The 25,002-nt window shown below is 67.9% G+C and carries 24 protein-coding genes and 1 other RNA gene; 13 read left to right on the top strand and 12 right to left on the bottom strand.

Annotated features, from left to right (window positions below; all coding sequences use genetic code 11):
- The first annotated feature begins 163 nt into the window (after positions 1-163).
- Positions 164-2,383, top strand: coding sequence for a 3-methyl-2-oxobutanoate hydroxymethyltransferase (panB, locus tag OHA10_RS24890; protein WP_371401168.1), 2,220 nt, complete (start codon positions 164-166; stop codon positions 2,381-2,383).
- Positions 2,384-2,485: 102 nt separating this feature from the next.
- The gene (locus tag OHA10_RS24885) at positions 2,486-4,132 is read left to right on the top strand and encodes an alpha/beta hydrolase (protein WP_371401167.1); all 1,647 of its coding nucleotides are present in this window, start codon (positions 2,486-2,488) and stop codon (positions 4,130-4,132) included.
- Here the strand turns inward: OHA10_RS24885 and OHA10_RS24880 are convergent.
- On the bottom strand, positions 4,077-4,976 hold the full coding sequence (locus tag OHA10_RS24880; RefSeq protein WP_371401166.1) for an aldo/keto reductase: 900 nt from the start codon (positions 4,974-4,976) through the stop codon (positions 4,077-4,079). The two genes, OHA10_RS24885 and OHA10_RS24880, sit on opposite strands and share 56 nt — an antisense overlap.
- A gap of 89 nt (positions 4,977-5,065) precedes the next feature.
- On the opposite strand from OHA10_RS24880, the gene OHA10_RS24875 reads away from it, so the two are divergent.
- Entirely contained in the window at positions 5,066-5,563 is a 498-nt protein-coding gene (locus OHA10_RS24875; RefSeq protein WP_371401165.1) for an NUDIX hydrolase, read from the top strand.
- Here the strand turns inward: OHA10_RS24875 and OHA10_RS24870 are convergent.
- Together OHA10_RS24870 and OHA10_RS24865 are read right to left on the bottom strand one after the other, a co-directional pair.
- Positions 5,560-5,736: a hypothetical protein gene (locus OHA10_RS24870; RefSeq protein WP_371408047.1), complete on the bottom strand. Its 177-nt coding sequence runs from the start codon at positions 5,734-5,736 to the stop codon at positions 5,560-5,562. The genes OHA10_RS24875 and OHA10_RS24870 overlap by 4 nt on opposite strands.
- A 51-nt stretch (positions 5,737-5,787) precedes the next feature.
- Positions 5,788-6,525, bottom strand: a complete 738-nt coding sequence (locus tag OHA10_RS24865) for a helical backbone metal receptor (RefSeq protein ID WP_371407988.1) — start codon at positions 6,523-6,525, stop codon at positions 5,788-5,790.
- Positions 6,526-6,829: 304 nt separating this feature from the next.
- Here OHA10_RS24865 and OHA10_RS24860 point away from each other — a divergent pair, with 304 nt between their 5' ends.
- Complete coding sequence (locus tag OHA10_RS24860) at positions 6,830-7,408, top strand: histone H1-like repetitive region-containing protein (RefSeq protein WP_371401164.1); 579 nt, start codon at positions 6,830-6,832, stop codon at positions 7,406-7,408.
- 92 nt (positions 7,409-7,500) lie between these two features.
- Here OHA10_RS24860 and OHA10_RS24855 read toward each other — a convergent pair whose 3' ends face one another.
- Complete coding sequence (locus tag OHA10_RS24855; protein WP_137254254.1) at positions 7,501-7,689, bottom strand: hypothetical protein; 189 nt, start codon at positions 7,687-7,689, stop codon at positions 7,501-7,503.
- Between the two features lie 53 nt (positions 7,690-7,742).
- Between OHA10_RS24855 and map the strand changes: the two genes are divergently transcribed.
- The 3 genes from map to OHA10_RS24840 are packed head-to-tail and all read left to right on the top strand — an operon-like array spanning position 7,743 to position 9,326.
- Positions 7,743-8,591: a type I methionyl aminopeptidase gene (gene map, locus OHA10_RS24850; RefSeq protein ID WP_371401163.1), complete on the top strand. Its 849-nt coding sequence runs from the start codon at positions 7,743-7,745 to the stop codon at positions 8,589-8,591.
- On the top strand, positions 8,588-8,713 hold the full coding sequence (locus tag OHA10_RS24845; protein ID WP_371401162.1) for a hypothetical protein: 126 nt from the start codon (positions 8,588-8,590) through the stop codon (positions 8,711-8,713). Before map ends, OHA10_RS24845 begins: the two co-directional genes overlap by 4 nt.
- Positions 8,714-8,762: 49 nt before the next feature.
- Positions 8,763-9,326: a hypothetical protein gene (locus OHA10_RS24840; protein ID WP_371401161.1), complete on the top strand. Its 564-nt coding sequence runs from the start codon at positions 8,763-8,765 to the stop codon at positions 9,324-9,326.
- 1 nt (position 9,327) lies between these two features.
- Here the strand turns inward: OHA10_RS24840 and OHA10_RS24835 are convergent, their stop codons facing one another.
- Positions 9,328-9,795 (bottom strand): N-acetyltransferase family protein, encoded by a 468-nt coding sequence (locus OHA10_RS24835; protein WP_371401160.1) that lies wholly within the window; start codon positions 9,793-9,795, stop codon positions 9,328-9,330.
- Complete coding sequence (locus tag OHA10_RS24830) at positions 9,792-11,285, bottom strand: S10 family peptidase (protein WP_371401159.1); 1,494 nt, start codon at positions 11,283-11,285, stop codon at positions 9,792-9,794. Before OHA10_RS24830 ends, OHA10_RS24835 begins: the two co-directional genes overlap by 4 nt.
- Positions 11,286-11,329: 44 nt before the next feature.
- Here OHA10_RS24830 and OHA10_RS24825 point away from each other — a divergent pair, with 44 nt between their 5' ends.
- Both OHA10_RS24825 and rnpB read left to right on the top strand, forming a co-directional pair.
- On the top strand, positions 11,330-11,698 hold the full coding sequence (locus OHA10_RS24825; RefSeq protein WP_371401158.1) for a DUF952 domain-containing protein: 369 nt from the start codon (positions 11,330-11,332) through the stop codon (positions 11,696-11,698).
- Positions 11,699-11,708: 10 nt separating this feature from the next.
- Positions 11,709-12,105, top strand: an RNA gene (gene rnpB / locus OHA10_RS24820) — RNase P RNA component class A.
- A gap of 672 nt (positions 12,106-12,777) precedes the next feature.
- Here the strand turns inward: rnpB and OHA10_RS24815 are convergent.
- Positions 12,778-14,517, bottom strand: coding sequence for a DUF222 domain-containing protein (locus OHA10_RS24815; RefSeq protein ID WP_371401157.1), 1,740 nt, complete (start codon positions 14,515-14,517; stop codon positions 12,778-12,780).
- A gap of 125 nt (positions 14,518-14,642) precedes the next feature.
- Here OHA10_RS24815 and OHA10_RS24810 point away from each other — a divergent pair, with 125 nt between their 5' ends.
- Positions 14,643-15,224, top strand: a complete 582-nt coding sequence (locus tag OHA10_RS24810) for an AAA family ATPase (protein ID WP_371401156.1) — start codon at positions 14,643-14,645, stop codon at positions 15,222-15,224.
- On the opposite strand, the gene OHA10_RS24805 is transcribed toward OHA10_RS24810, so the two are convergent.
- Positions 15,202-15,933: a DUF899 domain-containing protein gene (locus tag OHA10_RS24805; RefSeq protein WP_371401155.1), complete on the bottom strand. Its 732-nt coding sequence runs from the start codon at positions 15,931-15,933 to the stop codon at positions 15,202-15,204. The two genes, OHA10_RS24810 and OHA10_RS24805, sit on opposite strands and share 23 nt — an antisense overlap.
- 245 nt (positions 15,934-16,178) lie before the next feature.
- Between OHA10_RS24805 and OHA10_RS24800 the strand changes: the two genes are divergently transcribed.
- Positions 16,179-19,313 (top strand): S8 family serine peptidase, encoded by a 3,135-nt coding sequence (locus tag OHA10_RS24800; protein ID WP_371401154.1) that lies wholly within the window; start codon positions 16,179-16,181, stop codon positions 19,311-19,313.
- Between the two features lie 73 nt (positions 19,314-19,386).
- Positions 19,387-20,532: a hypothetical protein gene (locus OHA10_RS24795; RefSeq protein ID WP_371401153.1), complete on the top strand. Its 1,146-nt coding sequence runs from the start codon at positions 19,387-19,389 to the stop codon at positions 20,530-20,532.
- On the opposite strand, the gene OHA10_RS24790 is transcribed toward OHA10_RS24795, so the two are convergent.
- A complete protein-coding gene (locus OHA10_RS24790; protein ID WP_371401152.1) occupies positions 20,529-21,005 on the bottom strand; it encodes a GNAT family N-acetyltransferase in 477 nt (158 codons plus the stop codon). The genes OHA10_RS24795 and OHA10_RS24790 overlap by 4 nt on opposite strands.
- Positions 21,006-21,057: 52 nt before the next feature.
- On the opposite strand from OHA10_RS24790, the gene OHA10_RS24785 reads away from it, so the two are divergent.
- A complete protein-coding gene (locus OHA10_RS24785) occupies positions 21,058-21,615 on the top strand; it encodes a TetR/AcrR family transcriptional regulator (RefSeq protein WP_371401151.1) in 558 nt (185 codons plus the stop codon).
- Here OHA10_RS24785 and OHA10_RS24780 read toward each other — a convergent pair.
- Genes OHA10_RS24780 through OHA10_RS24770 form a run of 3 tightly spaced genes read right to left on the bottom strand, consistent with a single transcriptional unit; the run spans position 21,604 to position 24,888 of the window.
- Positions 21,604-23,049 (bottom strand): RNB domain-containing ribonuclease, encoded by a 1,446-nt coding sequence (locus OHA10_RS24780; protein WP_371401150.1) that lies wholly within the window; start codon positions 23,047-23,049, stop codon positions 21,604-21,606. The two genes, OHA10_RS24785 and OHA10_RS24780, sit on opposite strands and share 12 nt — an antisense overlap.
- Before the next feature lie 4 nt (positions 23,050-23,053).
- Positions 23,054-24,178, bottom strand: coding sequence for a bifunctional RNase H/acid phosphatase (locus OHA10_RS24775; protein WP_371401149.1), 1,125 nt, complete (start codon positions 24,176-24,178; stop codon positions 23,054-23,056).
- Positions 24,175-24,888, bottom strand: coding sequence for a zinc ribbon domain-containing protein (locus tag OHA10_RS24770; protein ID WP_371401148.1), 714 nt, complete (start codon positions 24,886-24,888; stop codon positions 24,175-24,177). The genes OHA10_RS24775 and OHA10_RS24770 overlap by 4 nt, the downstream gene beginning before the upstream one ends.
- Positions 24,889-25,002 lie beyond the last annotated feature (114 nt).

Genomic DNA, 25,002 nt, shown 5'->3' with positions numbered 1-25,002 from the left:
TGACTCCTGGCGGTACCGCCCATCCCAAGAATCCCCGTGGGGCTCGTCGGACGAGACCCACGACCGCTCCGGCCTGCCCCGCGACACCTACCCGGACGATGTGAGCGATCGCTCACCGTCAGCCGGTGGCGCTCACCCTCCGCAACGGTGGGACGATGGCGGCATGGTTGACAACTTCCTGTCGGCCGGTACCCAGGACGACGACGAGGAGCTGCCCTCGCCGTACGGGACCGGACCGAAGAATCGGACAACCGAGGAGCACCGCCGCTCGGACTACGACAACGACACCTGGCGGGACCGTGGCTCCGGCGGTTCCGGGCTCGGTCTCGACCCGTCGCCGTCGTTGCCGAACGCACCACGGACGTACGAGCGCGGCCCGGTGCCGCAGCAGCCGTACGTCCCGAAGCCGCCGTACCTGCCGAGCGCACCGCCGCCGTCGCAGCACCAGCCGCGGCAGGCACCGCCGCAGCGCCCGGAGAGGCCTGAGTACTACGGGGAATCGCGCGACGAGTCGTACGAGCGGTTCCAGGAGAGCCCGTTCCGCCCGCAGGGTCAGCAGCCGCCGCCGGCACCGCAACCGCCGCAGGGGCGGCCAAGTCCCTTCGGTCCGGGGAGCAATGGGGCACGACCGCCGCAGAGTCAGCCCGGCCAGTCGGGTCAGCCCGGTCAGCCTGGTGCGCAGGCGCCGCGGCCGCCCGCACCGCAGTCGAGCAACGGCGTGACACCGCGACCGCCGCACGCGTCGAACGGCAGTGCCAACTGGAGTGCTCTGGCGCCGCAGCCGAGCCCCGCACCACAGCCGCCGGCGCAGAGCAACGGGCTGAGCAACGGGCTGAGCAACGGGCATGCGTCGAGCAACGGCGTGAGCCACTCGAGCAACGGACTCGGTCCGCAGCAGCAACCGCCGCGTCAGGCGCCGCCCGCGCAGGAACCGGTGCGCGAAGCTGCCCAGCCGCAGGAGCCCGTCCAGCGCCTCGAGCCCCCGCGCCCGGAGCAGCCACGCCCCGAGCCGGTGCCGTCCCACGAGCAGAGAGCACGCCAGGAGCTCGCCGCACTACAAGCACAGCTGGCCAGGCAAGAACAAGAACAGGCCTCGCGACAGGAGCCACAGCCTGCCCAGGAGCAACCACCACGACAGCAACAAGCGTCGCGACCGGAACAGGCGCCGCGGCGTGACGAGCCGGCTCGGAAGGATCAGCCGGCGAGGCGTGACGAGGGGTCGCGGCAGCCGACTGGAGCTCGGCCGGTGAATCCGATGGATACTCAGACGATCACGGCGTACATGCCGGACATGATCGAGGGGTATCAGCCGGAGCAGGGCAACGGTTACTTGTCGGACCCGAGTGCGGAGTACGAGAGCAATGCGCCGGTGAGTGACGAGCCTGACGGGCAGCGGCCGATCGGTGCGCGGCGACGGGCGAATGTCCAGCAGGATGCGCCGAGTCAGATCCCGGCCGAGCCGGTCTCGACGCATCGGGCCGCGCGTCGCGCGCAGGTGTCGGCGAGTGCGGCGGCCGGTACCGAAGGTCCGTCCGCGGCCGGCGGCGGCCAACCGTCGTCGGGCAGTGCGAGCGACCCGGCCAAGCGACCGCGGCGGTACCGCGTCCACCACCTCCGCGACTTCAAGAACCGCGGCGAGAAGTGGGCGATGCTCACGGCGTACGACCAGTACACCGCCGAGATCTTCGACCAGGCAGGCATTCCGGTGCTGCTCGTCGGCGACTCCGCCGCGAACAACGTCTTCGGCTACGACACGACCTTGCGCGTGACTGTCGACGAACTGATCCCGTTGGCGCGTGCGGTCGCGAGTGCCGTCGAGCATGCGCTGGTCGTCGCGGACCTGCCGTTCGGTTCGTACCAGGCGTCGCCGGAGCAGGCGTTCCACACCGCCGTCCGGTTCATGAAGGAAGCCGGTGTGCACGCGGTCAAGCTCGAGGGCGGCCGGAACATGGTGCCGATGGTAGAGAAGCTCACGCAGTCGGGCATCCCGGTGATGGCGCACATCGGCTTCACACCGCAGAGCGAGCACAGCATCGGCGGGTACCGCGTGCAGGGTCGCGGCGATCAGGCCGCCGGTCTCATCGACGACGCCGTCGCGCTGGCCGAAGCCGGTGCGTTCTCGGTGGTGCTGGAAATGGTCCCGGGTGACGTCGCGGCGGAGATCACCAAACGCGTCCCGATCCCGACCATCGGCATCGGCGCGGGCCGTGACACCGACGCGCAGGTCCTCGTCTGGCAGGACATGGCCGGCCTGCGCTCGGGCAGTATGCCCCGATTCGTGAAGCAGTACGCCGACCTGCGCGGCATCCTCACGACCGCGGCCGCGACGTACGCGTCGGAGGTCGCATCGGGTGCCTTCCCGGGAGACGAACACACCTTCTAGCCACTCCTCGTGCTGTCCGGGTAGCTCTCCGGATACTGCCCGCGAAGCCTTGTTCCGCAGGTTTCGCGGGTTCAGGATGTTTGCGGCAAAAGGGGAGGCCCGATGAGAATTCGTCGATTGATTGTTGCCGCAGGCGTCTCGTTCGCACTGGTCGGTGGAGTGATCAGCTCCATTCCGGCGGCGAGCGCCGTACCGTCCAACCAGTCCAACTCGAAGCCGGCGAGCTATACGCCACCGCCGGTGCAATGGAGCGCCTGCACAAATCCGACGCTCGCGAGCCGGGGCGCACAATGCGGGTTCGTCGTGGTGCCGCTGGACTACGACCGCCCGGGTGGAACGAAGATCAAACTGGCGGTGTCGCGGGTCCTGCACAAGACGCCCGATGCGCAGGCGCAGGGTCCGATGCTGGTGAATCCGGGTGGACCGGGCGGTTCCGGATTGATCTATGCGATCTTCGGTGAGTTCGTGCCGAACGGCGCGGGCGATGCGTACGACTGGATCGGTTTCGATCCGCGCGGTGTCGGTTCGAGCCAGCCCGCACTGAGCTGCATCCCGGACTACGCCGGTTACAACCGCCCGCTGTACGTCCCGGTGACGCCGAAGCTCGAGCAGGTCTGGATCAACCGCTCGAAGGCGTACGCGAAGGCGTGCAACAGCGCCCAGCACGCGCTGCTCGGTCACCTGACCACGCTCGACTCGGTCCGCGACATGGAGAGCATCCGCAAGGCGCTCGGCGCACCGCAGATCAACTACTACGGCTTCTCGTACGGCACGTACCTCGGCCAGGTCTACGGCACGCTCTACCCGAACCGCTTCCGTCGCGTCATCTTCGACGGCGTCGTCAACGCGACGCGCGTCTGGTACAAGGCCAACCTCGACCAGGACATCGCGTTCAACAAGAGCGTCAAGGTGTTCTTCGCGTACGTCGCCGCGCACGACTCGGTCTGGCATCTCGGCACGACCGAACGTGTCGTCGAAGCCCGCTATTACGCCGAAATGCGCAAACTCATCGGCCATCCCGCCGACGGCAAGATCGGTCCGGACGAGTGGAACGACATCTTCACCCAGGCCGCGTACTACGTGTACGGCTGGGTCGACGTGGCGAGCGCGTTCTCCGAGTGGGTCCACAACCGCAACGCCGCTCCCCTGGTCGACCTGTACGGCTCCCCGCCGTTCGACGACAACGGGTACGCCGTCTACCTCGGCGTGTCCTGCACCGACGCCAAGTGGCCGACCAACTGGAACACCTGGCGCCGTGACAACTGGAGCATCTACGCCAAGGCGCCGTTCCTGACCTGGAACAACGCATGGTTCAACGCACCGTGCGCCTTCTGGCCGGCGAAGGCCGGCAACCCGGTGAAGGTCGACGGCCGTCGGGTGAAGGGCGCCCTGCTGATCAACGAGACGCTCGACGCGGCAACGCCGTACTCGGGTGCCTTGCAGACCCGCAAGACGTTCCCGCACGCGGTGCTCATCGAGGGCGTCGGCGGTACGACGCACGCCGGTTCGCTGTCCGGTGTGACGTGTACTGATGACCGGATCGTGGCCTACCTGCAGACGGGTGCGCTACCGGCTCGCCTGCCGGGCAACCAGTCCGACGTCAAGTGCCCGCCGGTGCCGGCTCCGCAGCCGGACGCCGCGCTCACGTCGGCGGCGAAGGCCAGCTCGGGTGCGAGTGCCCTCCGGCAGGAGCTCAGATCCACGGTAGGCCCGAGCGTTCGGTCCAGTACTCCTCGGGCTGCTGGATGAACTCGGTCAACGGTCCGTCAACTCGATAGGCGAGATTGCTCGCCAGTTGGGAAGCAGTCGTGGCTCCGCTGAGGACGATGTCCGCCCACGGTTGAGCCACGGCTGCACCGATCGCCAGCGCGTCGGGAGCAGTGCCGTGCTGGCGCGCGAACTCGTTGAAGGGCGTCTCACCGGCGTGACTGGTGAGGCGCCCGTTCGCGACCGCCTCCTTGACGACGACGAACCAGCCGGCTTCATGCGCCTCGGCCAGTGCAGCACCGGCGGAAGGCTCCAGCACGTTCCAGGTCGCCTGTACGGCGGAGAACGGCGTACCTAGATCGATTGCCTTGCGGAGCGTCTCGGACTGGCGTGGGCCGCTCGTGGACAGTCCGACGCGGACGCCGGAGTCGGCGAGCTCGGTGAGGCGATCGAGTAGGCGCTTGTCGTCGAGCGCGGGACTGTCGGCGGTCAGACTGTGGACGAGGTAGAAGTCCGGCGGTCCACCAAGCGCTTGAAGGGTTTCGGGCCATTGCCGTTCGAACGTGGCGAGGCCGTGGTCCTTGACCTCGTGCGTGGCCGCGTCGGTACGCCAGCCACCGACGTACGTGTAGCCCCACTTCGAACCGATCGTGAGTTGGGCACGGCGCTCCGGCGTCAGCCACTCGCCGAGGAACTGCTCGGCAAGACCGTAGGAACGCGCGGCGTCGAAATACCGAACACCGGCCCACCAAGCCTGCTCGAGCAGCTCGTGCGTTCGGACCCGAAGATCCTCGACCGCCCGACCCGGCGGGAGATCCTCGTCGTGCCCGAGGTTGATGTACCCCGGACGCCCCAACGCCGCCAGCCCAAGACCGATACTCGCCATGCCATCGATCGTAGATGTCTGCGGCAACCATGTGAGACGCGCCGCATCGGACGACGCGCTGTGGCCCGGGTCGCTTACCGTTTTGTGGTGTGAGCGAATCCGAGCTGCCACCACCAGGAACGGTCCGACGCCGTACGACGGCCCGCGTGCTGCCGGTGCGCCCGGACGGCAAGGTGCTGCTGCTGCACGGCTGGGATCCGCTGAAACCACAGACGCCGTACTGGTTCACGATCGGCGGCGGCGTCGAAGCCGGTGAGACCGTCGGCGAAGCGGCCAGCCGCGAACTACGCGAAGAGGTCGGCATCGTGCTGCCCGCCGACGCGCTCGGTACGCCGGTGGCGACGAACACGATCGAGTTCGAGTGGGGCGGGTGCCGGATCATCCAGCACCAGACCTTCTTCGCGGTCGCGGTGGAGCGCGTCGACGTGACGTTCGCGAACCAGGAGGAGCTCGAGCTGCAGACCATCAGCAAACACGGCTGGTGGTACGGCGACGACCTCGAGGCGACCGGTCAGGCCGCGCACGTGACGATCCCCGGTCTGCTGCGAGAGGCGGCCGACGCGATCACGCTGCGGCGAGCGTCCTAGCGGGCGCGCGCCTGCTTCAGCACCTTCTTGGGAACCTTCTTGTCCACCTTGTAGTGGACCTTGTCGACCCGCTCGGCGCAGCCTGCCTTGGACAGGCGCATCAGCACCACCGGGCACTTCTTGCACCTCGGCTTGTCCTTGCAGCACTTCTTCTTCGCGGTCATCGACGGCACCCGGCGAGTGTAGGTGAGGCATACCTAACCGTCTAGATGACGAGGCAGAGATCACGCCAGCTGCTCGGTCAGCAGCTCGCGCGCTTCGACGAGCGACGGCCCGTACCAGGTGAGATGGCGGCCCGAGATACAGCGTGCAGGTTTGCCGAACGCCTCCGGACCATCGGTCGGGGAAAAGGCATAAGGCTCGTCCGGCAGCACCACGATGTCGTACTCCGGTAACGCGTCCGGATCGATCCTCGGATAACGCTCGCCGGAATGTGCGAGCACGTTGTCGACGCCGATCCGGGCGAGTAGATCGCCCGCGAACGTGTCCCGTCCCAACGCCATCCACGGTCGCCGCCAGATCGGTATCACGGCCCGCCGGCGCATTCCGTCGTACGGCGTACTCCACACTTCGCGCGCTCGCACCAACCAGGCCGGCACATCGCCGGCGATCGCGGACAGCATGCGTTCGAGTGAGTCGAGTGATTCGGGCACTGTCGTCGGCGCCGTCACCCAGAGCGCGATTCCGTGCGCGCGCAACGCGTCGAGATCGGCCGCGCGATTCTCTTCGGCGTTCGCGACGACGACGTCCGGTGCGAGTTCGCGGATGCGATCGAGATCGGGATTCTTGGTACCGCGAAGACGGACGACATCGAGGTCCGCGGGATGCGTACACCAGTCGGTCGCACCAACGATCAACGACGGATGTGTGACCGCGATCGACTCCGTCAACGACGGCACGATGCTGACCACACGACGTACTTCGCGCGGCAGTTCGACGGTGTTGTGGAGGTCGTCGTACATGCTCTTCACGGGGTCGTTGCACCTCACCTTCGCAGGACGTTGCCGAGGACAACACTCGCCGATCGGGGCACTTCACGGCAGATTCTGCCGCGTGTCGCCAAGAAAATATTGCGCCGGTCCGGCATGCTCACGGCACGGCGGAATCCCTTCTGCACAAGGATTTTCGGCATTTACGCCGCTCTTTGCCGCCAGTTCGCCTTAACCTGTAGACGTTTCGGGTGCTTTACGTGGCGCACAAGTGTTGTCATCATCATGACGACGAGGAATCCACCGTGGTTTTCCTCAGCCGCACCAAGGAGGCAGAGTGCCAGCCAAGAAGGCAGCCGCAGGGAAGGCGACAGCCAAAAAGGCTTCTCCCGCCAAGAAGACTGTCGCGAAGAAGGCCCCGGCGAAGCGGACGACAACCGCGCGCAAGGTCAGCGCAGCAAAGAAGACAGCGACGAAGAAGGTGAGTGCGGCCAAGAAGACCGCCGCTAAGAAGACGGTGGCGAAGAAGGCGCCGGCCCGCAAGACCACCACCGCCAAGAAGGCCGTTGCGAAGAAGGCCCCGGCGAAGAAGGTCACGGCCCGCAAGACCGTTGCGAAGAAGGCGCCGGCGAAGCGCGCTACTGCTGCCAAGAAGACGACGGCAGCGAAGAAGACGACGGCCAAGCGCACGACCGCCGCCAAGAAGACGACGACGGCGAAGAAGACCGTCGCGCGGAAGACGGCTGCGAAGAAGGCGCCGGCCAAGCGCGCCACCGCCGCCAAGAAGGCACCGGCGAAGACCGCTGCCAAGAAGGCGCCGGCGAAGCGCGTGGCGGCGAAGAAGACGGCGGTCCGGAAGACCGCCGCGAAGAAGGCCCCGGCTCGCAAGACCGCGGCCAAGCGGGTAGCCCGCTGATCCGGTCGTCCGCATTCGCGCGACGTCCGCTACAAACCTGAGGGGCACCACCGATCCGGTGGTGCCCCTCGGCATGTGGCCGGGACGACCGCTCAGTCGTCCTCCCACTTCGGGTCGTTCTCCCAGGCCTCGTTGCGTTCCTGGACCTTCTCGAGTGCGCGGGCGGCTTCCTCCGGGGAGCTGTACGGGCCCAGCCGGTCGCCCGACTTCGCACCGGAGTACGGCTCGACCTTGCCTGTCTTGGTGTTGTAGTACCACTCGTTGCTGTGATCGTCGCTCATCTGGATGACCACCTCCTGGGAGTCTTGTCGCAGCTGAATAGAATGATCTCACCATGTCGATCCTCACTCCCGGCCACATCTCGCCGCGCCGCGCCGTCCCCGCCTCCATCCCGCGCCCGGAGTACGTCGACAAGCCGGCGCCGACGCCGTTCGACGGTTCGTACGTGACGTCGCCCGAGCTGATCGAGAAGATGCGGGTCGCGAGCAAGCTGGCCGCGCAGGCGTTGCAGGCGGTCGGTGCGGCGGCGAAGCCGGGCGTGACGACCGACGAGCTGGACGCGGTCGGCCATGAGTACCTGATCGAGCGCAACGCGTACCCGTCGACGCTCGGCTACCGCGGTTATCCGAAGTCGCTGTGCACCTCGGTCAACGAGGTCATCTGCCACGGCATCCCGGACGACCGTCCGCTGGAGAACGGCGACATCGTCAACGTCGACATCACGGCGTACCTCGACGGGGTGCACGGCGACACCAACGCGACGTTCCTGGTCGGCGATGTCGACGAGGAGAGCCGGCTGCTGGTCGAGCGCACCCTCGAGGCGCTGAACCGCGGCATCAAGGCAGTCAAACCCGGTCGGCAGGTCAGCATCATCGGCCGCGTGATCGAGTCCTACGCCAAGCGCTTCGGGTACGGCGTCGTCCGCGACTTCACCGGTCATGGGATCTCGACGTCGTTCCACTCCGGCCTGATCATCCCCCACTACGACGACGAGCGCTTCGACGACGTCATCGAGCCCGGTATGACGTTCACGATCGAGCCGATGCTGACACTCGGCACGTACGAGTACGACCTCTGGGAAGACGGCTGGACCGCCACCACCAAGGACAAGTCCCGCACCGCGCAGTTCGAACACACGCTGGTCGTCACCGACACCGGCGCCGAAGTACTGACCCTCCCGTGAACGTCACGCAGTATCTCGAGCCCCACGCCCAACGCATAGACCTCGTCACCGACACCGCCGACGCCTTCTACTCCTCTTTCGAACGCCGAACCTTCAACGGCTACCGCATCTACCCGAGCTGAGCCTGTACAGGCGCCCTCCGCCGTCCTTTACTGACGGTAGGAGGCTCCCGTGGTGCGGAGTGACAGGCGGCAGCTGGAACGTGTCGGGGTCGCGAGCATGGTCGTGGTGCTGCTCGGCGCGGCCTGCACGTCCGTGGACGAATCGCGGCCGATGCCGGAGGCGTATCACAGGGACAACGCAGCTCTGTTCTCGTTCCTCGCTCTGGTCGCGGTTGGTGTGGCGGCATGGGTCGCGGCCAGCCGCCTACGTACCAGCCTCTCGATGCGCCCAACCGATGTTCAGCATCGCCGGTCACGGGCAGCCGCCGTCTCGGCGATTGTGCTCGCGCTACTCACGCCGCTGATCCTGTGGGCCGGCGCCGAAGCGATGGTCGCGCTGGCCTACACGGATCCGTCGTTCGACGCATGGGGCCTCGTACTCGAGGTTGTTCCCGCAGTACTGGTCAGCGCCGCCGCGGTGCGCTGTGCACGTGCCGGACTCCGCGACGTGCGCGGCCAGACCCACGGCCGCGCACTGGCGCTGTCAGCGACCGTGGTTGCGTACCTCGTCGCCGGCCTGATGACGGCGACCGCAGTCGTGGCTTGCGCCGCGATGCTGGGCCAAGGTGGCTGACTCAGTTGCCGTCAGCAACGCTTTCGAAGCCTGCGCTGCGGTAGAGGGTGAGGGCCGGGAGGTTGTTGGCCTCTACGCGTAGGGCGACCGTCACGTCTGCGCAGTGGTTGAGGAGGAGTCTGGCGATGCCCAGGTGGCGGTGGGTGCGGGCGGTGAAGAGTTCGATGATGAAGGGGCAGTCGGGGGTGTCGGGCCAGGGGGCGCGTTCTACGACGAGGAGGGCGCCGACGAGCTTGTCGTCGTACCAGGCGAGGCGGCTGAGGGCCGGGGTGAGTACGCCGTAGCCGTCGTCGAAGGTGAGTTGGATGTCGTCCAGTGCGTCCTGCTCGGTTTCCGCGGCGGTGCCGGGGTCGTAGGCGTCGAAGTACAAGCGGGCGAGTTCGACCGTGTCCGCCACCGCCGGCGGGCGCAGTACGACGCCTGGTACGGCGAGCGGCTGCGGGGCGCCGGAGTGGCGGATGAGGATCATCGGTTGGAGGCGCCGCCGATGAAGGCGCCGAGGTCGGCGGCCTGCTGGATGCGGGAGTCTTCGTGGATGTACATCATGTGGCCGGCCGGGTAGTACTTCGTCTCGATGTTGCCGGTCAGGTCGGCCGGGATCTGGAGCCGGGCCAGGGTGTGCTCGGTGGCGAAGTACGGCGTCGCGCCGTCGTAGTGGCCGGAGGCGACGTACACCTTCAGGTGCGGGTTGACGCGCATCGCCTCGGCGAGCTTGTCCGCGACCATGATCTGCTGGCCCTCGAACTCCTTGAACGACCAGTTCTTCGCCGCGTCCATGTTGAGCACCTCGTACGGCAGATCGTTCTCGTACCCGAGTTCGACGCGGACATAGTGGTTGAGCGCCGCGGCGTACGGACCGGTGATCGCATTCATCGACGGGTCCCGGTCCTGCCGCTCGCCTGCCGCGTCCGGATCCCAGCCGGTGAAGCGACCGTCGATCCGGCCGACCACGAGCCGTCGAGCCCGCAGCAGCTCGGCGAAGAACCGGCCGTGCTCGATCCGCAGGTTCACCCGGTCGATGTAGTCCTCGCTGAGACCCGTCAGCTCGGCCAGCCGGGTGACGACCTCGGCACGGTAGTCCGCCGGGATCCGGTTGCCCTGGGCAAGCGCATTCGGGTACCGCCCGGCCGCGAACCGTTCCGCGTCGGCGAGCAGGTCCTCCAGCGACCGGTCCGGAACCATCCCGTGGTAGTGCGCGATCGCGGCGTACGTCGGGAGGAACAACGTGTACGGCAGATCGTTGCCCGGCGTGAAGTCGAGCGTGCCGAACTCGAGCACGACCGAGATCAGCATGACGCCGTTGAGATACATCCCGTACCGCTGCTGCAGGTGTGCGGACAGCCCGGCGGCGCGCGTCGTACCGTAGGACTCGCCGGCCAGGAACTTCGGCGACATCCACCGCCCGTTCCGCGACGTCCACAGCCGGATCACCTCGCCGACCGACTCCAGATCACGGGTGAACCCGTGGTAGTCCCCCGGCTTCTCCCCCTCGACCGCACGCGAGAACCCGGTCGACACCGGGTCGATGAACACGACGTCGCTGTACTTGAGCAGCGTCTCCTCGTTGTCGACGATCGAGTACGGCGGGGGCGCGAGCTCACCCACATCGCCGGAGACCACGCGGCGCGGGCCGAGCAGCCCCAGGTGCAGCCAGATGCTCGACGACCCCGGTCCGCCGTTGAACGCGAACGTCACCGGACGATCCGCGGCGTCGGCGTCGTCCAGCGTGTACGCGGTGAGGAACACCTCGGCCTTCGGCTTCAGCCCTTCGAACTTGCCGTCGGTGTAGACCTCCTCCCGGAGCACGATCCGGCCGGTCGTCGCCGTGTACCGCAGCTCCTGCCCGTCGACCGTCACCGTGTGCTGCGACGTCACCAGGTCGTCGACCGGCTTCGCAGGCTTGGTCTCGGTCTCGGACTTGGTATCGGACTTGGTCTCCGTCTGCTCCTCGTCAGCCATGTCGAGCACCTTAATCCACGGTCGCAGCCGCTAGCGTTGGGTTTATGGCGACGATTCTGCACATCGCGTTCGTGGACCAGTGGGAGGCTGCGCGCGAGGCCGGGAGCTACCGGTGGTCGACCCGGGGCAAGAGCCTCGACGACGGCGTTACGTTCATCCATGCGTCCCGGCCCGAACAGGTCGCGATGGTGGCCAACTTCGCGTACGACGACGTGGACCAGCCGCTCTGCCTGCTCGTCATCGACACCGGCCGGCTGGTGTCCGCCCTGTGCGACGAGGACCTGGACGGGACCGGCATGAGTTTCCCGCACATCTACGGCCCGTTGAACCTGGACGCGGTGGTCGACGTCCGCCCGTACGAGCGAGGTGCCGATGGCCTGTGGCCCGAGGTGTCCGCGGAGGCCGTATCCTGATGGCAAGGAACGGGTCGGTCGGGCGATCGCGTCGTCCTTCACAGGGCGCCGAGGAAAGTCCGGACTCCACAGGGCAGCGTGGTGGGTAACACCCACCCGGGGCAACCCGCGGGACAGTGCCACAGAGAACAGACCGCCAGCGGCTCCGATGAACCCCGTGGTTCATGGGAGTGCGGGTGAGGGTGAAACGGTGGTGTAAGAGACCACCAGCTCCGCAGGTGACTGCGGAGGCTCGGTAAACCCCACGTGGAGCAAGGCCAAGAAGGGCGGTGGGCAACCACCACCCGCGCGAGCGTCCGAGGGCTGCCCGCCCGAGCTCGCGGGTAGGCCGCTGGAGGTGCCCGGCAACGGTCACCGTAGATGGATGATCGCCACCACAGAATCCGGCTTACAGACCGACCCGTTCCACACCTCGGCCAGCCCCGCGGGAGTGTTGCCGGCTACCGCCGGCGATTCGCGCGCTGCCGCGCGGTCGCGTGCTTGGTCGGCGCTCCTGCCGACTGGCTGGGCCGACGTCCCGCCTGGGATCGACGGGGACGACGCGACTAGATTGATCTCCCGCGCCCCGCGTCTCGTCATGGAGCGAACTGCGCGCGCAGTAGCGGCTGGTGCGCTGCCCACGAGTGCGTTGACGGCACCGCGTCGGCGGAGGCTCGCGGCCTTGGCGCATGCCGCAGTACGCGTCGCGACGGGTGTTCCAGATGCCGCCCAGCAGCCTGCTGGAGAGGAGCCTGCCTGCTTGTCTCCAGACTCTGGCTCGGAGTCGCCGGTCCAGCCGGGGGCTGCACCTGACGACGCGGGCCGCCAACCGGGGAACATACACCGGCGTACGGCGCCTGTGTCCACCGATCCCCGGTCCGCGGGAACGGCGTAGACGGCTGGCGACGGGTGCAGCTCGTCTGGTCGAGAGTGTCCTGACCGCCGTGCGACGTCCAGACGTCCAGACGTCCAGCGAATACGAGCGCCCACGGCCGTCCGGTAGCCGGCCTCACCTGAGCGCGCGATACCGACACGATGACAGCCGGCCCGCGGCGTGCCCGGCACGATCAGCCGATGGGCGGGGCAGTACGCCGAGCGGCTTAGCCGGCGGCGTGGTCAGCCCACGGTGCGAGGTGCGGGCGTTCCCCACGTGAGCAGGCGTTGTCACGGGCATCGCATGGGGCCGGGGCCGCCGAGGCGCGCGCGTCGGCGTCAGCAGTCGTTCGCGTGGCTGACTCGATGTCGCCCCAAGGGTCGAAGTCGTCGGGGTGCGGCGGGGCGGTTGGGGTGGGTGGGTCGGTCGTGGGCGTGGTGGGCTGGCCGTCGGACCAGGGGGTGGGCGGTGGGGTTGGGGGGTGGTGGACGACGTCGGCGGTGGGCGGCTTGTATTTGGTGGGCGGGATGGGGGTGGGGTTTGCCCAGGTGGGGCGGGTTACGTGGACGGTGCCGTTGAGGATGCGGATGTGCCAGTGGCCGGAGTGGAGGTCGAGGTGGTGGCGTTTGCAGAGCAGGGCGAGGTTGTTGATGGCGGTGGGGCCGCCGTCGAGCCAGGAGATGATGTGGTGGGCCTCGCACTGGATGGGTGGGGCGTTACAGATGACGCAGCCTTTGTCGCGGGCGTTGAGGGCGCGGCGCATGGGGCGGGTGACGAGGCGTTGGGTGGTGCCGACGTCGAGGGGTTGTGACTTGCTGCCGAGGATCATGGGGAGGATCTGGGCGTCGCAGGCGAGGCGGCGTACGGTCGCGGCGGAGAGGTTGTCGCCGAAGATCAGCTGGCCGGTGGCGTTGGCTGTCGCGGCGGTGAGGTCGTTGTAGTCGATGGTGATGCTGATGTGCGGCTTCGGTCCGTGACCCGGTACCAAGTTGTCGCCGGCGCTGTCGACGCTGTCGGCGCTGTTGGCCGCTTCGGTCGCGTTGCCCACGTCGGCGTCATCCGCCGATCCAACAGCTCCATCGAGTGCCGGCAGGACTGGCTCAGGCGCGACGGCGTGGTTGTGCTCGGGTGAGGTGGCTGTGCCTGCTCGTGATCTCGAGGCAGTTGGCGCGGTGTTAGTTGCGGTGGCGAGGATGGTGGTGAGGGCGTCGGCTTGGCGTTTGTCGCGCGGGCGGGGGTCGAGTTGGCCGTCGATGGTTTTGTGGGGCCTGGCGTGGGCGTGGATCAGGGTGCGGAGGAGTTCGGCGTTCTCGTTGGCGAGATAGCCGCGGAAGGTGACGCCGCGGTCGACGGTCTTCAGCGTGAGGGATTCCCGCTCGTACGCCGCCTTCTCGTCTGGCTCGGGGCCGTCGGGGTCGAGGATGTCGCGGATCTTGCGGCCGGCGCGGCGGAGCTCGGTCGGGGTGTGGGTGGCGGCCAGGTCGATGAGTTGGTGCTCGGCGAACTCCAGGTCTTCGGCCGGGACCGTCGCGGGGACCTGGTTCAGGACGGAGACGATCGCGGCCGCCTGGGCAGGCGAGACGCGCCACCCCGGAGTACCTCCATCCCGCACCTCGTCCACAGCCTCGTTTGGGTCGTCAACCTCAGCCGGATGTGCGGTGGCCGGGCCGGTAAAGGGCGTGCTGGGGTCGGGGAGAGCTGCGGTGGTGGCGGCGTACTTGGTGAGGTTGGTGGCGATGCGGACCTGGCGCCGGGCTTCGGTGGCGTCGGTGCGGTATCGATGGGTCAGGAGGCGAGCCGTGTCGCCGGCGCCGAGATCGGTGGCGTAGCCGGACTGGTCGATGGCTGCGATGAGGTGGAGCTCGAGGGTCTCCAGGCGGGCCTTCTCCGCGACGACCGCGTCGAGAGCGGACAGCTTCTCGCTGTCGCTCATCGACCAGACGGGTCGTTCGCCAAGGACCTCCATGCCGACAACTCTAGACACCGCCACCGACAGTTTTCCAACCTCAGAACCCCTTATTTTCAAGGGATTCTGAGACAACCAGTTATCCACAGCAGACAAGTCTCCGAATAAAGAAGGTGAAAACGGGTATGCCGGGACGACTCATCGGTCTGGTCGGTACGTCGAGTGCAGGGAAGTCGACGACTGCGCGGCGCCTGCAATCGTTGCTTGACGAGCCCTATCTGGTCGTCGGACTGGATCACTTTTATGACATGTTTCCGTCGGACTGGAGTGGGCATCGGCGGGGGCCCGGGCCCGGGTTCTGGCAGGAGACAGTCACGGACGAGGACGGCAAGCCGCGAATCGTCACCTACTACGGTGACGCCGGTGAGCGGCTGCTGACGGGGATGCGGGCCGCGGTCGTCGCCCTGCTCGACGCCGGCAACAACGTGATCCTCGACGAGATGCCGGTGAACGAGACGATCATGCCTGCCTGGCGGAGAGCCGTCGAAAGGTACGCCGTGTGCTGGGTCGCCGTCCGAGCGCCGCTGGACGTCATCGAGCGGCGCGAGGACGAGCGGAACCATGGGCGGCACATCGGCAATGCGCGCGGGCATTACGGGTACGGGATGGACGGCGAGTTCGATCTTGTGGTTGATGCGGCGGCTCTCTCCCCCGACGAGCGGGCCGCCGCGATCGTGCGGCTGGTCAGTGGCAGTGGTCGTCAGTAGGCGGGAGGCTTCGGCCGGCCGGCTTCTCCCAGGGTTCCTGGCGGCCGAGGGCGGTCAGGTCCAGGGCGGTGGGGGTAAACGTCATGGAGTCGGGGCCGCGGCCGTAGGTGGAGTAGGTGTGGTGGATGGCGTCCCCTACGCGGAGGAAGCAGCTCAGGCCGTGGAGGTCGAAGGGCTGGTCCTGCTGGACGAAGTCGTTGTCGGGGCGGAGGTCCCAGTCGGCCTTGGTCCGGTAGTTGTACACGAACGGTACGACGGACTCGTCCAGCGTGACCTGGTAGTCGTAGTTGAAGTCGCTCCTGTACGACGAGTACCACGGGAACGACCACCCGCGCTCTCCCTGGTACGCGGCCAGCTTCTCGTACGGCGCGCGGGACACCAGCGCGAACGTCGTGTTCGCGCCGTGGAGGTACTCCAGCGAGCCGATCTCGTCCACGAAGCCGGTGCAGTTCGGGCAGCCGGCGTCCCACTCAGGCTGGTACATGAAGTGGTACACGACCAACTGGTTGCGCCCCTCGAACAGGTCGAGCAGGCCCGCCGGGCCGGATGCGCCGATGAACGAGTACGGCTTGTCGACCAGCACCATGGGCAGCTCCCGCCGCCGGGTGTTCAGGGCGTCCCGCTGCTTCGTGAACGCCTTCTCCTCCGTCAGCAGCGCTTCCCGCGCCGCCAGCCACTCGTCCCGGGACACAACGTCGGGCAGGTTCATACGTCCTCCTCCAGAGAGATTCTCCGGCTACGTCGGAGCCGGATCCGTCGGTTCGACATCCCGATGCAAGGGTTTTTCTCCAGGTTGAGGTCTGGTGGTTCATGACTTTTGGTGCGAATGTGCCTCCTGGGGGTCACGAACTGTAACGAGTCAGGGGTACGTGGTCACGGGAGGGGATTCGCACAATGCTGTCTCGAACCAGGAAAGTCGGGGTTGTGGCGCTCGCCGCAGTCCTTGTGGGGGTAATGGCCGGGGTCACGCCGGCCGCCGCCGATCCGCCGAGGGCGAAGAAGGATCTCGGCTACAGCGACAAACTGCTGTTGCAGAAAGCGCGAGCCAAGGGCCAGAAAACCGTCACGCTGCTGGTCGCCGCCGAGAAGGGGCAGAGCAACGACGTCGCGCAGCGGGTCGCCAAGCTCGGCGGCACCGTCGAGAAGCGCACCGACTCGATCGGGTACCTGCGCGTCAAGGTCAACATCGACAAGGCGGAGGACGTCGCGAACGTCCTGGGCGTCAAGGCCGCCGACGTCGACGAGGTGATTCCGCTCGAGAATCCGCGCCCCGAGGGCACCGTCGACCCGACGCCGCAGCAGCCGCCGAAGGCGACGACTCCGCGGGTGAACCCGTACATGCCGACTGGCGACATCGGCTCGGCGCAGTTCGTCAACGCCCACCCGACCTGGGACGGGCGCGGTACGACGGTCGGCATCCTCGACACCGGCGTCGACCTGAGCCACCCGGCGCTGAACACGACCTCGACCGGTGAGCGCAAGATCGTCGACTGGGTCACCTACACCGACCCGACGTTCGTCGGCAATGTGAACGCCGACAACGACCCGACGTGGATCCAGATGAACACCACGGTCGACGGCAGCACGGTCGGCCTGCCCGGCGAAGGCCCCGTCCAGACCGGCACCTTCAACGAACGCGACCCGCGCCTCGGTGGCGAGCTCGGCAACGACGTCAACCGCGATGGCAACCCGGCCGGCTCGAGCGGGACGTTCGGCGTCGCCTGGAACAAGACCACCGGCAGGGTCTGGGTCGACACGAACCAGAACGGCACGTTCGCCGACAACCCGGCGATGACCGACTACAAGGTCAACTACGACGTCGGGACGTTCGGCACGGACAACCCGGCGACGCCGATCAACGAGTCGATGCCGTTCGTGGTCCAGACCGACCCGGCCGACAACGTCGTGAACATCGGCATCGTCTCCGGCGCGCACGGTTCGCACGTCGCGGGCATCGTGGCCGGTAACAAGCTCCTCGGCGGGAAGATGAGCGGAGCCGCGCCGGGCGCCAAGCTGGTCTCGGTCCGGGTGTGTCTGTTCATCGCGGGCTGCACGAACCACGCACTGCTCGAGGGCATGATCTACGCGGTCACCCAGGCCCACGTGAACGTGATCAACATGTCGATCGGCGGCCTGCCGGCGCTGAACGACGGCAACAACGCCCGCGCCGAGCTGTACAACTCGCTGATCGAGACGTACGGCGTCCAGATGTTCTTCTCGGCCGGTAACAGCGGACCGGGTATGAACACGATCGGCGACCCCGCGGTCGCGTCGAAGGTCGTCAGCGTCGGTTCGTACATCACCAGCGCCAGCTGGCTGGCGAACTACGGCTCGAAGACCGGTCCGGCCGAGAACCTGCATCCGTTCTCGTCCCGTGGTCCGGCCGAGGACGGCGCTCTCAAGCCGGAGATCGTCGCACCGGGCTCGGCCATCTCGGCCGTCCCGACCTGGCAACCAGGGCAGCCGGTCGTCGGCACGTACACGCTGCCGCCGGGCTACGGCATGTTCCAGGGCACGTCGATGGCCTCGCCACAGATGGCCGGAGCGGCCGCCTTGCTGCTCAGTGCCGCACAGGCCAACGGCAAGTCGGTCACGCCGGCACAACTGCGCAAGTCGCTGTTCTCGTCGGCGCGGTTCCTGACCGACTACAGCGCCTACGAGCAGGGCAACGGTCTGGCCAATGTCGCCGCCGCGTGGAACCTGCTGCAGAAGAGCCCGCGGACGGACACCATCACCGCCGCGGTCCCGGTCAGCACGGCGCTGTCCGGCTTCCTCAAGACACCGGGCATCGGCACCGGCATCAACGACCGCGAGGGCGTGGTGCTCGGCACCCAGTACACCCGCACGTACACGTTGCGGCGTACCTCGGGACCGGCCGGCACGGTGAAGTACAACCTGTCGTGGCTCAGCGGCGACGGCACCTTCGTCACCGCCGGCAACGTCAAGCTGCCGCTCAACACGGACGTGTCGCTACCGGTCCTGGTCAAGGCCAAGTCCGTCGGCGCACACTCGGCGCTGCTCCAGTTCGACGACCCCAGTTCCCCGGGGATCGAGTTCCAGACCCTGAACACGATCGTGGTGCCGTACAGCCTGACGACAGCAGCACCGTCGAAGACGGTCAGCGGCATGATCGGCCGCAACCAGAAGACCAGCTACTTCTTCCGGGTACCGGCAGGCGTGGCTGCGTTCAAGGTCGATCTGTCGGGTCCGGACGCCACACCCGGCACCGGTCAGGCACGATTCCTCCGGTTCAGCCCGTACGGCGTACCGAGCGAATCCGGTGACACCAACAGCCTCTACTGCTACAGCCCGCCGGTCCCCGGTGGGACATGTGGAGGCGATCCGCTCAGCCGTACGGTCAGCAACCCGCAGCCGGGCGTCTGGGAGATCACCGTCGAGGCCCGTCGTACGTCGGACCTGCTGAACACGCCGTACACGCTGTCGGCATCGCTGCTCGGGGTCTCGGTCTCGCCGAACCCGGACGTGATCGCCAGCGGCACGCTCGGCCAGCCCATCAACCGCTCGTACACGCTGACGAACCAGCAAGGGCCCTTCACCGGAAGGGCTGTCGGGACGGCGCTGGGCAGCGCGAAGCTGGCCACTCCGACGATCGCCGACGCAGCCCAGCAGCAGTTCCAGGTCAATGTCACGCCGGGTACGACGTCGCTCCGGGCGGCGATCGGCGGCGCGAGTGACATCAACGCCGACCTCGACCTGTTCGCCTACAACTGCACGACGGGCTCCTGCGTGCTGGCAGCGCAGAGTGCGGGCAGTACCGCCGTGGAGGCGCTCACCGTGAACAATCCCGCGGTGGGTATCTGGGTCATCCTCGTCGACGGGTTCGCAGTACCGTCGGGGACGACGACGTACAACTATCGCGATGTGCTGATCAACTCGGTGTACGGTTCCATCGCCGTCGCCGATGCCAACGCGCCGAGGGCCGCGGGAGCACAGTGGACCGTTCCGGCCACGGTGACCCCGACCGGCGTACCTGCTGCCGGGCGGGTCCTCTACGGCAACGTGGAGGCCCGGACGGACGCGAACGTCCTCATCGGTTCGGGGGACGTGATCATCCAGTCCGTCAGCTGAACGATCCGGCTCCGGCCCACGCGTGCGTGGGTCGGAGCCCGGTTCGACCCGCAGACGATGAGAAACTGGCCGCATGCGCAGACGGGTGCGGACCGGGATCGTGATCCTGCTGCTGATCGTCCTGCTCGGTGGCGCCGGGTACGTCGGCTGGGTGCTGGTACAGCGGTCCGAACCGGTATCGCTGCCGGAGCCGACCGGCAACTACCAGGTCGGCCGGCGGACGTTCGAGTGGACCGACACGCCACGCCGCGACCCGTACACGAACGGTCCGCGCAAGCTCGCCGTCTGGCTCTGGTACCCGGTCGCGAAGGAGACCACCGGCCGCCGCGTCCAGTACGCCCCCGGCCAGTGGAGCGGCCTGCATCTCAAGTCGCCGATCTCGCTCTTCCAAGGACCGTTCGACACCCTGCAGGACCGTGCCCTCGACCGGGTCGCGGTCGCACCCGGCCGGTTCCCGGTCGTCGTGCTGATGCCGGGTATGGGCCTGTCCGCGCCGATGTACGCCGCCATCGCCGAGGATCTCGCCAGTCACGGATACCTCGTCGCGGGCGTCACGCCGACGTACAGCGCGAACCTCACCGTCCTCGGCGGGCAGACCGTCGAGAGCAAGCCGGAAGCGAACCCGCCGAACCTCGGCGACAGCACCGAGGGATCGCAACAGGTCGGCGACCATCTCGTGACCGTCTGGTCGGCCGACGCGCGCTTCGCCGCCGGCATGGTCGCGAAACAACTCCCCGGCTCCGTCGACACCGCGGTCGGGCCGTCGTACGTCGGCCACTCGTTCGGCGGCGCGGCATCGCTCGAGGCCTGTCGGCAGGACCAACGGTGCGCGGCTGCCGTCGACCTCGACGGCAGCCAGTTCGGCGACGTGGTGACGAAGGGCGTGAAGGCGCCGATCATGCTGCTCGGCGCGGACGACTCCTGCATCACCAGCGTCTGCGGCCCGGACGCGAAGAACGACACGGACCGCAACCGCGCGCTGTCGCTGCTCAAAGCAAGCAATGGCGCGTCGTGGTGCGCCACGATCCCCGGCAGCCGGCACTTCAACTTCACCGACTACGGCGTCTACTACCTGGCCTACCCGCTACGGAAGTTCCTGCCCCTCGGCAGCGTCGGCCCACGCCACGCGCTCGCCGTCACGAACGGGTACCTCAACACCTTCCTGTCACACGCGATCTACAACACCCCGTCACCCGGCGCTCCGGCCTGCCGGACCTAGAGGTCCAACTCGTAGGTCTGGCCAACCAACGAGTCACCCCACATCTCGTGCGGCTCGGTGGCCGTGAGCCGGAAGCCGCGCGACAGGTAGATGTGGCGCGCGGCAACCAACGGATCGTTGGTCCACAACACCATCCGCTTGTACCCGGCGCCGCGGGCGAACTCCAGACACGTGTCGACCAACCGCGCACCGAGCTTCAGCCCCCGCGCCGCCGGCGTCACCAGCAGCAGCCGCAACTGCGCCGTCGTCTCGTCCGGCCCGCGCACGCAGAAGATGCTGCCCGCCCGCTCCCCGTCCACCTCGGCGATCCACGCCGCCTCACGCTCGTCGTCATGGTCGGACGCGTACGCCGACACGATCTGCGCGATCAACACCTCGTACTGCGCACTCCAGCCGTACTCCGCCGCGTAAATCTCCGCGTGCGACTGCACCACCCAGCCGAGATCACCCGGCTGCCCCAGCTTTCTGATCATTTCGTCCACCCGATCTACTGACACGACTGTTTCAGTAAGAGATACTAAACCCATGCCGACGACCAAGGAAGGCCCGTCCGCACGTCAGCAAGAACTACTGGAACGCGCGTACGCCTACTCGCTCACCCACGGCCTGGCCGACCTGTCGCTCCGCCCACTCGCGACCGCGATCGGGTCGAGCCCGCGCGTGCTGTTGTTCCTCTTCGACAGCAAGGACGGCCTGATCCGGGCGCTCCTCGCCCGCGCCCGCGCCGACGAGCTCGAGCTGCTCCGCCGGATCCAGGAGCAGCACGACGTACCGCCCGGGCTTGAGGTGGTCGCACGCGAGTTGTGGACCTGGATGTCGGCTCCGGAGCGGCGTCCGTTGATGACGTTCTGGGTCGAGGCGTACGGGCGGTCCCTGGTCGCGCCGGAAGGGCCGTGGGCGGACTTCGCGCGCTCGACGGTGGACGACTGGCTCGAGTTGCTCGAGGCAACACAGCCGGATCCCGACGCGGTAGCACGGCGTACCGGCGTACTGGCGATGCTCCGCGGTGCGCTGATCGACCTGCTCGCGACCGGCGACCTGGAGCGGACGACAGCAGCGCTGGAGGACTACCTAGCCGACTAGCTCGAAGGACACGGTCCGCTTGGCGATGTCGGCCTCGACCAGCTTCACGCGGACCTCCTTGCCGAGCGGCAACGCAGTACCGGTGACGCGGCCTTCGATCGCGACCGCGGACAGCGCGACGATGCCGCGGTTCTTGTCCCGCTCGTCGACGTCGGTGATCACGCCGTCGAACTCGGACCCGACCTGGTCCGCGACCAGACCCGCCTCGACCATGCTGACGATCGACCGCTCGTACGCATGCGCCCGCCGGTCCGCGTCGTCCATCATCTTCGGGATCTCGTCCATCGACTCGCGCACCCACGCCGGCACCTCGGTGCCTGCCGACAGCGCGACGCAGATCTCCCCGGTCCAACGGTCCACCAGCCGACGCAGCGGCGCGGTGACATGCGCGTACTCCGCTTTCATCGCGGCATGCTGCGGCGACGCCGGAACACTGCCCTGGAAGGCCACGTACCCGGCGCCGCGGAACAGCACCGTGCACGCCGCGAGCATCGCCGCGTGGGCCGGCACCTTCGGGTCGAGCCCGTGGATGAACGCGGCGTACGTCGTGTCGTCCGGCCAGACGATGCCGAGAGCCTTGGCGGTGTTGCCGAGCTTGCGTCGCAGGTCGTCGTGCGATTCGGGCAGTGTGCGCAGGATGCCGATCTTGCCCTTCATCATCAGCTCCGCGGCGGCCATGCCGGTGAGGAGCGAGATCTGCGCGTTCCAGCCCTCGACCGGCAGCGGTGCGCGGAACTCCAGGCCCCAGCCGTGGTTGGAGGTGACGACCTCCTGGTCCGGGATCGGCAGGTTGACGCCGCCGCGTTCCAGTTCGCGTTCCTCGCGGAGCTTCCCGACCTCGCGGAGCAGCTGCAACGACTCCGACGCCGTACCCGCGTCGAGGTCCTTCTGCACGCCGGCGTAGTTGAGCTTGGCGCGCGACTTCACCAGCGCGCGCTCGCACACGACCCCGGTGCCTTCGCCGCGGGCGTCGACCGTGATCGTGTAGAGCAGAGCCGGCCGGACCTGGTCGGGCAGCAATGACGCTTCGCCCTCGGACAGCTCCGGCGGATGCAGCGGGGTGCGCTTGTCCGGGGCATACAGCGTCTCGCCGCGCTTGCGGGCCTCGACGTCGATCGGATCACCGGCCTGGACGAACGCGCCGACATCCGCGATCGCGTAGTGCACGGTGTAGCCGTCACTGTCACCGTCACGAGTCCGCTCGATGTGCAACGCCTGGTCGAGGTCCATCGAGTCCGGCGGATCGATCGTGACGAACTCGATGTCGGTCCGGTCCAGCTTCGGCAGCCGCACGTTCGCCGCCGCGGCTACGGCCGCCGCAGTCACCTCGGGCGGGAAGTCGGCGGGAACCTCCTGCTCCCGTCGAATGTCCTGCAACGACGCCCGGAACACCTCCGGCACATCTTCGGCGAAGTGAACTCTCTGCAGCGGCATGAGGTCAGACTAGCGACGGCTGCACATTGAAGGAGCGCAGCGACGCCAGCCCGTCGGCGTACCAGTGGATCTCGGTGAGGGTTGCCGGGCGCAGTTCCATCCGGAAGATCGATGCCATCGGGGCCTGGAGCACCGATCGGACCATCAGCTTGATCGGCGTCACGTGGGTCACCACGACGACGGTCTTGCCCGGGTGCCGAGCCAGCAGCCCGTCCCGTGCCGATCGGGCCCGCCGCGCACAGGCGTCGAACGACTCGCCACCGGGCGGCGCGACCGTCGTCGAATCCAGCCACGCATTCAATGCATCCGGCCACTTCTGCTGTACTTCGGCGAACGTGTGCCCGTCCCAGTCGCCGAACGAGCACTCGATCCAGTCGTCGTCGACGACCGGCTCGAGCCCGAGTGTCGACGCGACCGCGTCGGCCGTCTGGCGGGCCCGCAGCATCGGCGATGTCACCAACGCGTCGACCCCGCCGATCCGCGACAGGTACTCCGCGGCGGCAACCGCCTGCGCGCGACCGGTGTCACTCAACGCCGGATCGTCGCCGCCGGCACCGGAGAAACGCTTCTCCGCGGTGTGTGGCGTCTCGCCGTGCCGCAGGAAGATCAGCTGCGTCGGCGGCTCGGCCTGCGCACCCCAGCCCTGCAACGCCTTCTGCAGATCGGACGGCTCCTGCACCGCCGCCGGGCCGGGCCCCGCGGCCTCCGGCTTCAACGGGATCGGCACGCCGTCGAGCGCGTTGTTCGCGAGCGCGTCGGCGGCCGAGTTCTGCGCGCGCGGCACCCAGGTCCACTCGGTGCCGAACGGCGCGAGACCCTGCGCCTTGATCGCCAGCGGCTTCAGGTCCGGATGCTTGATCTTCCAGCGGCCGGCCATCTGCTCGATGACCAGCTTCGAGTCCATCCGCACCTCGATCGACGCATCCGGCGCGTACTCCGCGGCGAGCTCGAGCCCGGCGATGAGACCGGAGTACTCCGCGACGTTGTTGGTCGCGATCCCGAGCGTCCTGCCCTGTTGCGCGATCACCTCACCGGTCGTCGGGTCGCGCACCAACGCGCCGTACGCCGCCGGCCCCGGGTTGCCCCGCGATCCACCGTCAGCTTCGACGATGACGTGCGAAATGCTCATACCGCGCTCTCCGACGTCCGGACGAGGATCCGGCCGCACTCCTCACACCGCAGTACGGCGTCCGGCGGGGCCGCCTTGATCGCGTTGAGGTCGGACGGGGCGAGCTCCATCCGGCAGCCCATGCAGCGCTTGCCGACGAGCGGCGCCGCGCCGATGCCACCGTTGTGCTCACGCAGCCGCTGGTACTGCGTCACCAAGGGCTCCGGAAGCTCGGCCACGACCGCGGTCCGCTTGTCACTGACCTGCGCACGCTGCTCGTCGAGCTCCTTCAGGGCCGAGTCGCGGCTCGTCTCCAGCTCGGATTGCCGGCCGGCGAACGCCTCGGCCCGGGCCCGCAGGTCGGCCTGCACGACCTCGGCGGCCTCGAGCTTCTCCATCACCTCGAGCTCGGAGTCCTCCAGGTCGGAGATCCGGCGGTCGAGCGAACCGATCTCGTGCTGCAGGTTCTCCAGGTCGCGCGGCGAGGTGACCTGTCCCGAGTCGAGCCGCTGCTGGTTGCGCGCCTTCCGCTGCCGGACCTGCTCGACGTCGCTGTCGGCCTTCTTCTGCTCGCGCTGCAGGTCGCTGACCTCGGTGTCGGCGGTGACCAGTTCACGGTCGACGACGGACTTCTCGGCGGCCAGGTCCTTGAGGGCCTGGTGCTCGGGCAACGACGCGCGCTTGTGCGCGACCTGATCCAGCTGCAGGTCGAGATCCTGCAGGTCCAGCAACCGGCGTTGGACGGCGGGCTCGGCGTTCAGAGTCGGCTCCTTAGATCGTGTCTAGTGGTTCGTCGCCGTAGCGAGCAGGTGCTCGGTGCGGTGCATCGGTGCGCGGGGGCGAAG

Origin of the sequence: Kribbella sp. NBC_00662 (assembly GCF_041430295.1) — a bacterium.
Lineage (GTDB): Bacteria > Actinomycetota > Actinomycetes > Propionibacteriales > Kribbellaceae > Kribbella.
The sequence above is the reverse complement of the archived record's forward strand: the minus strand, read 5'-3'. Positions and strand labels throughout refer to the sequence as shown.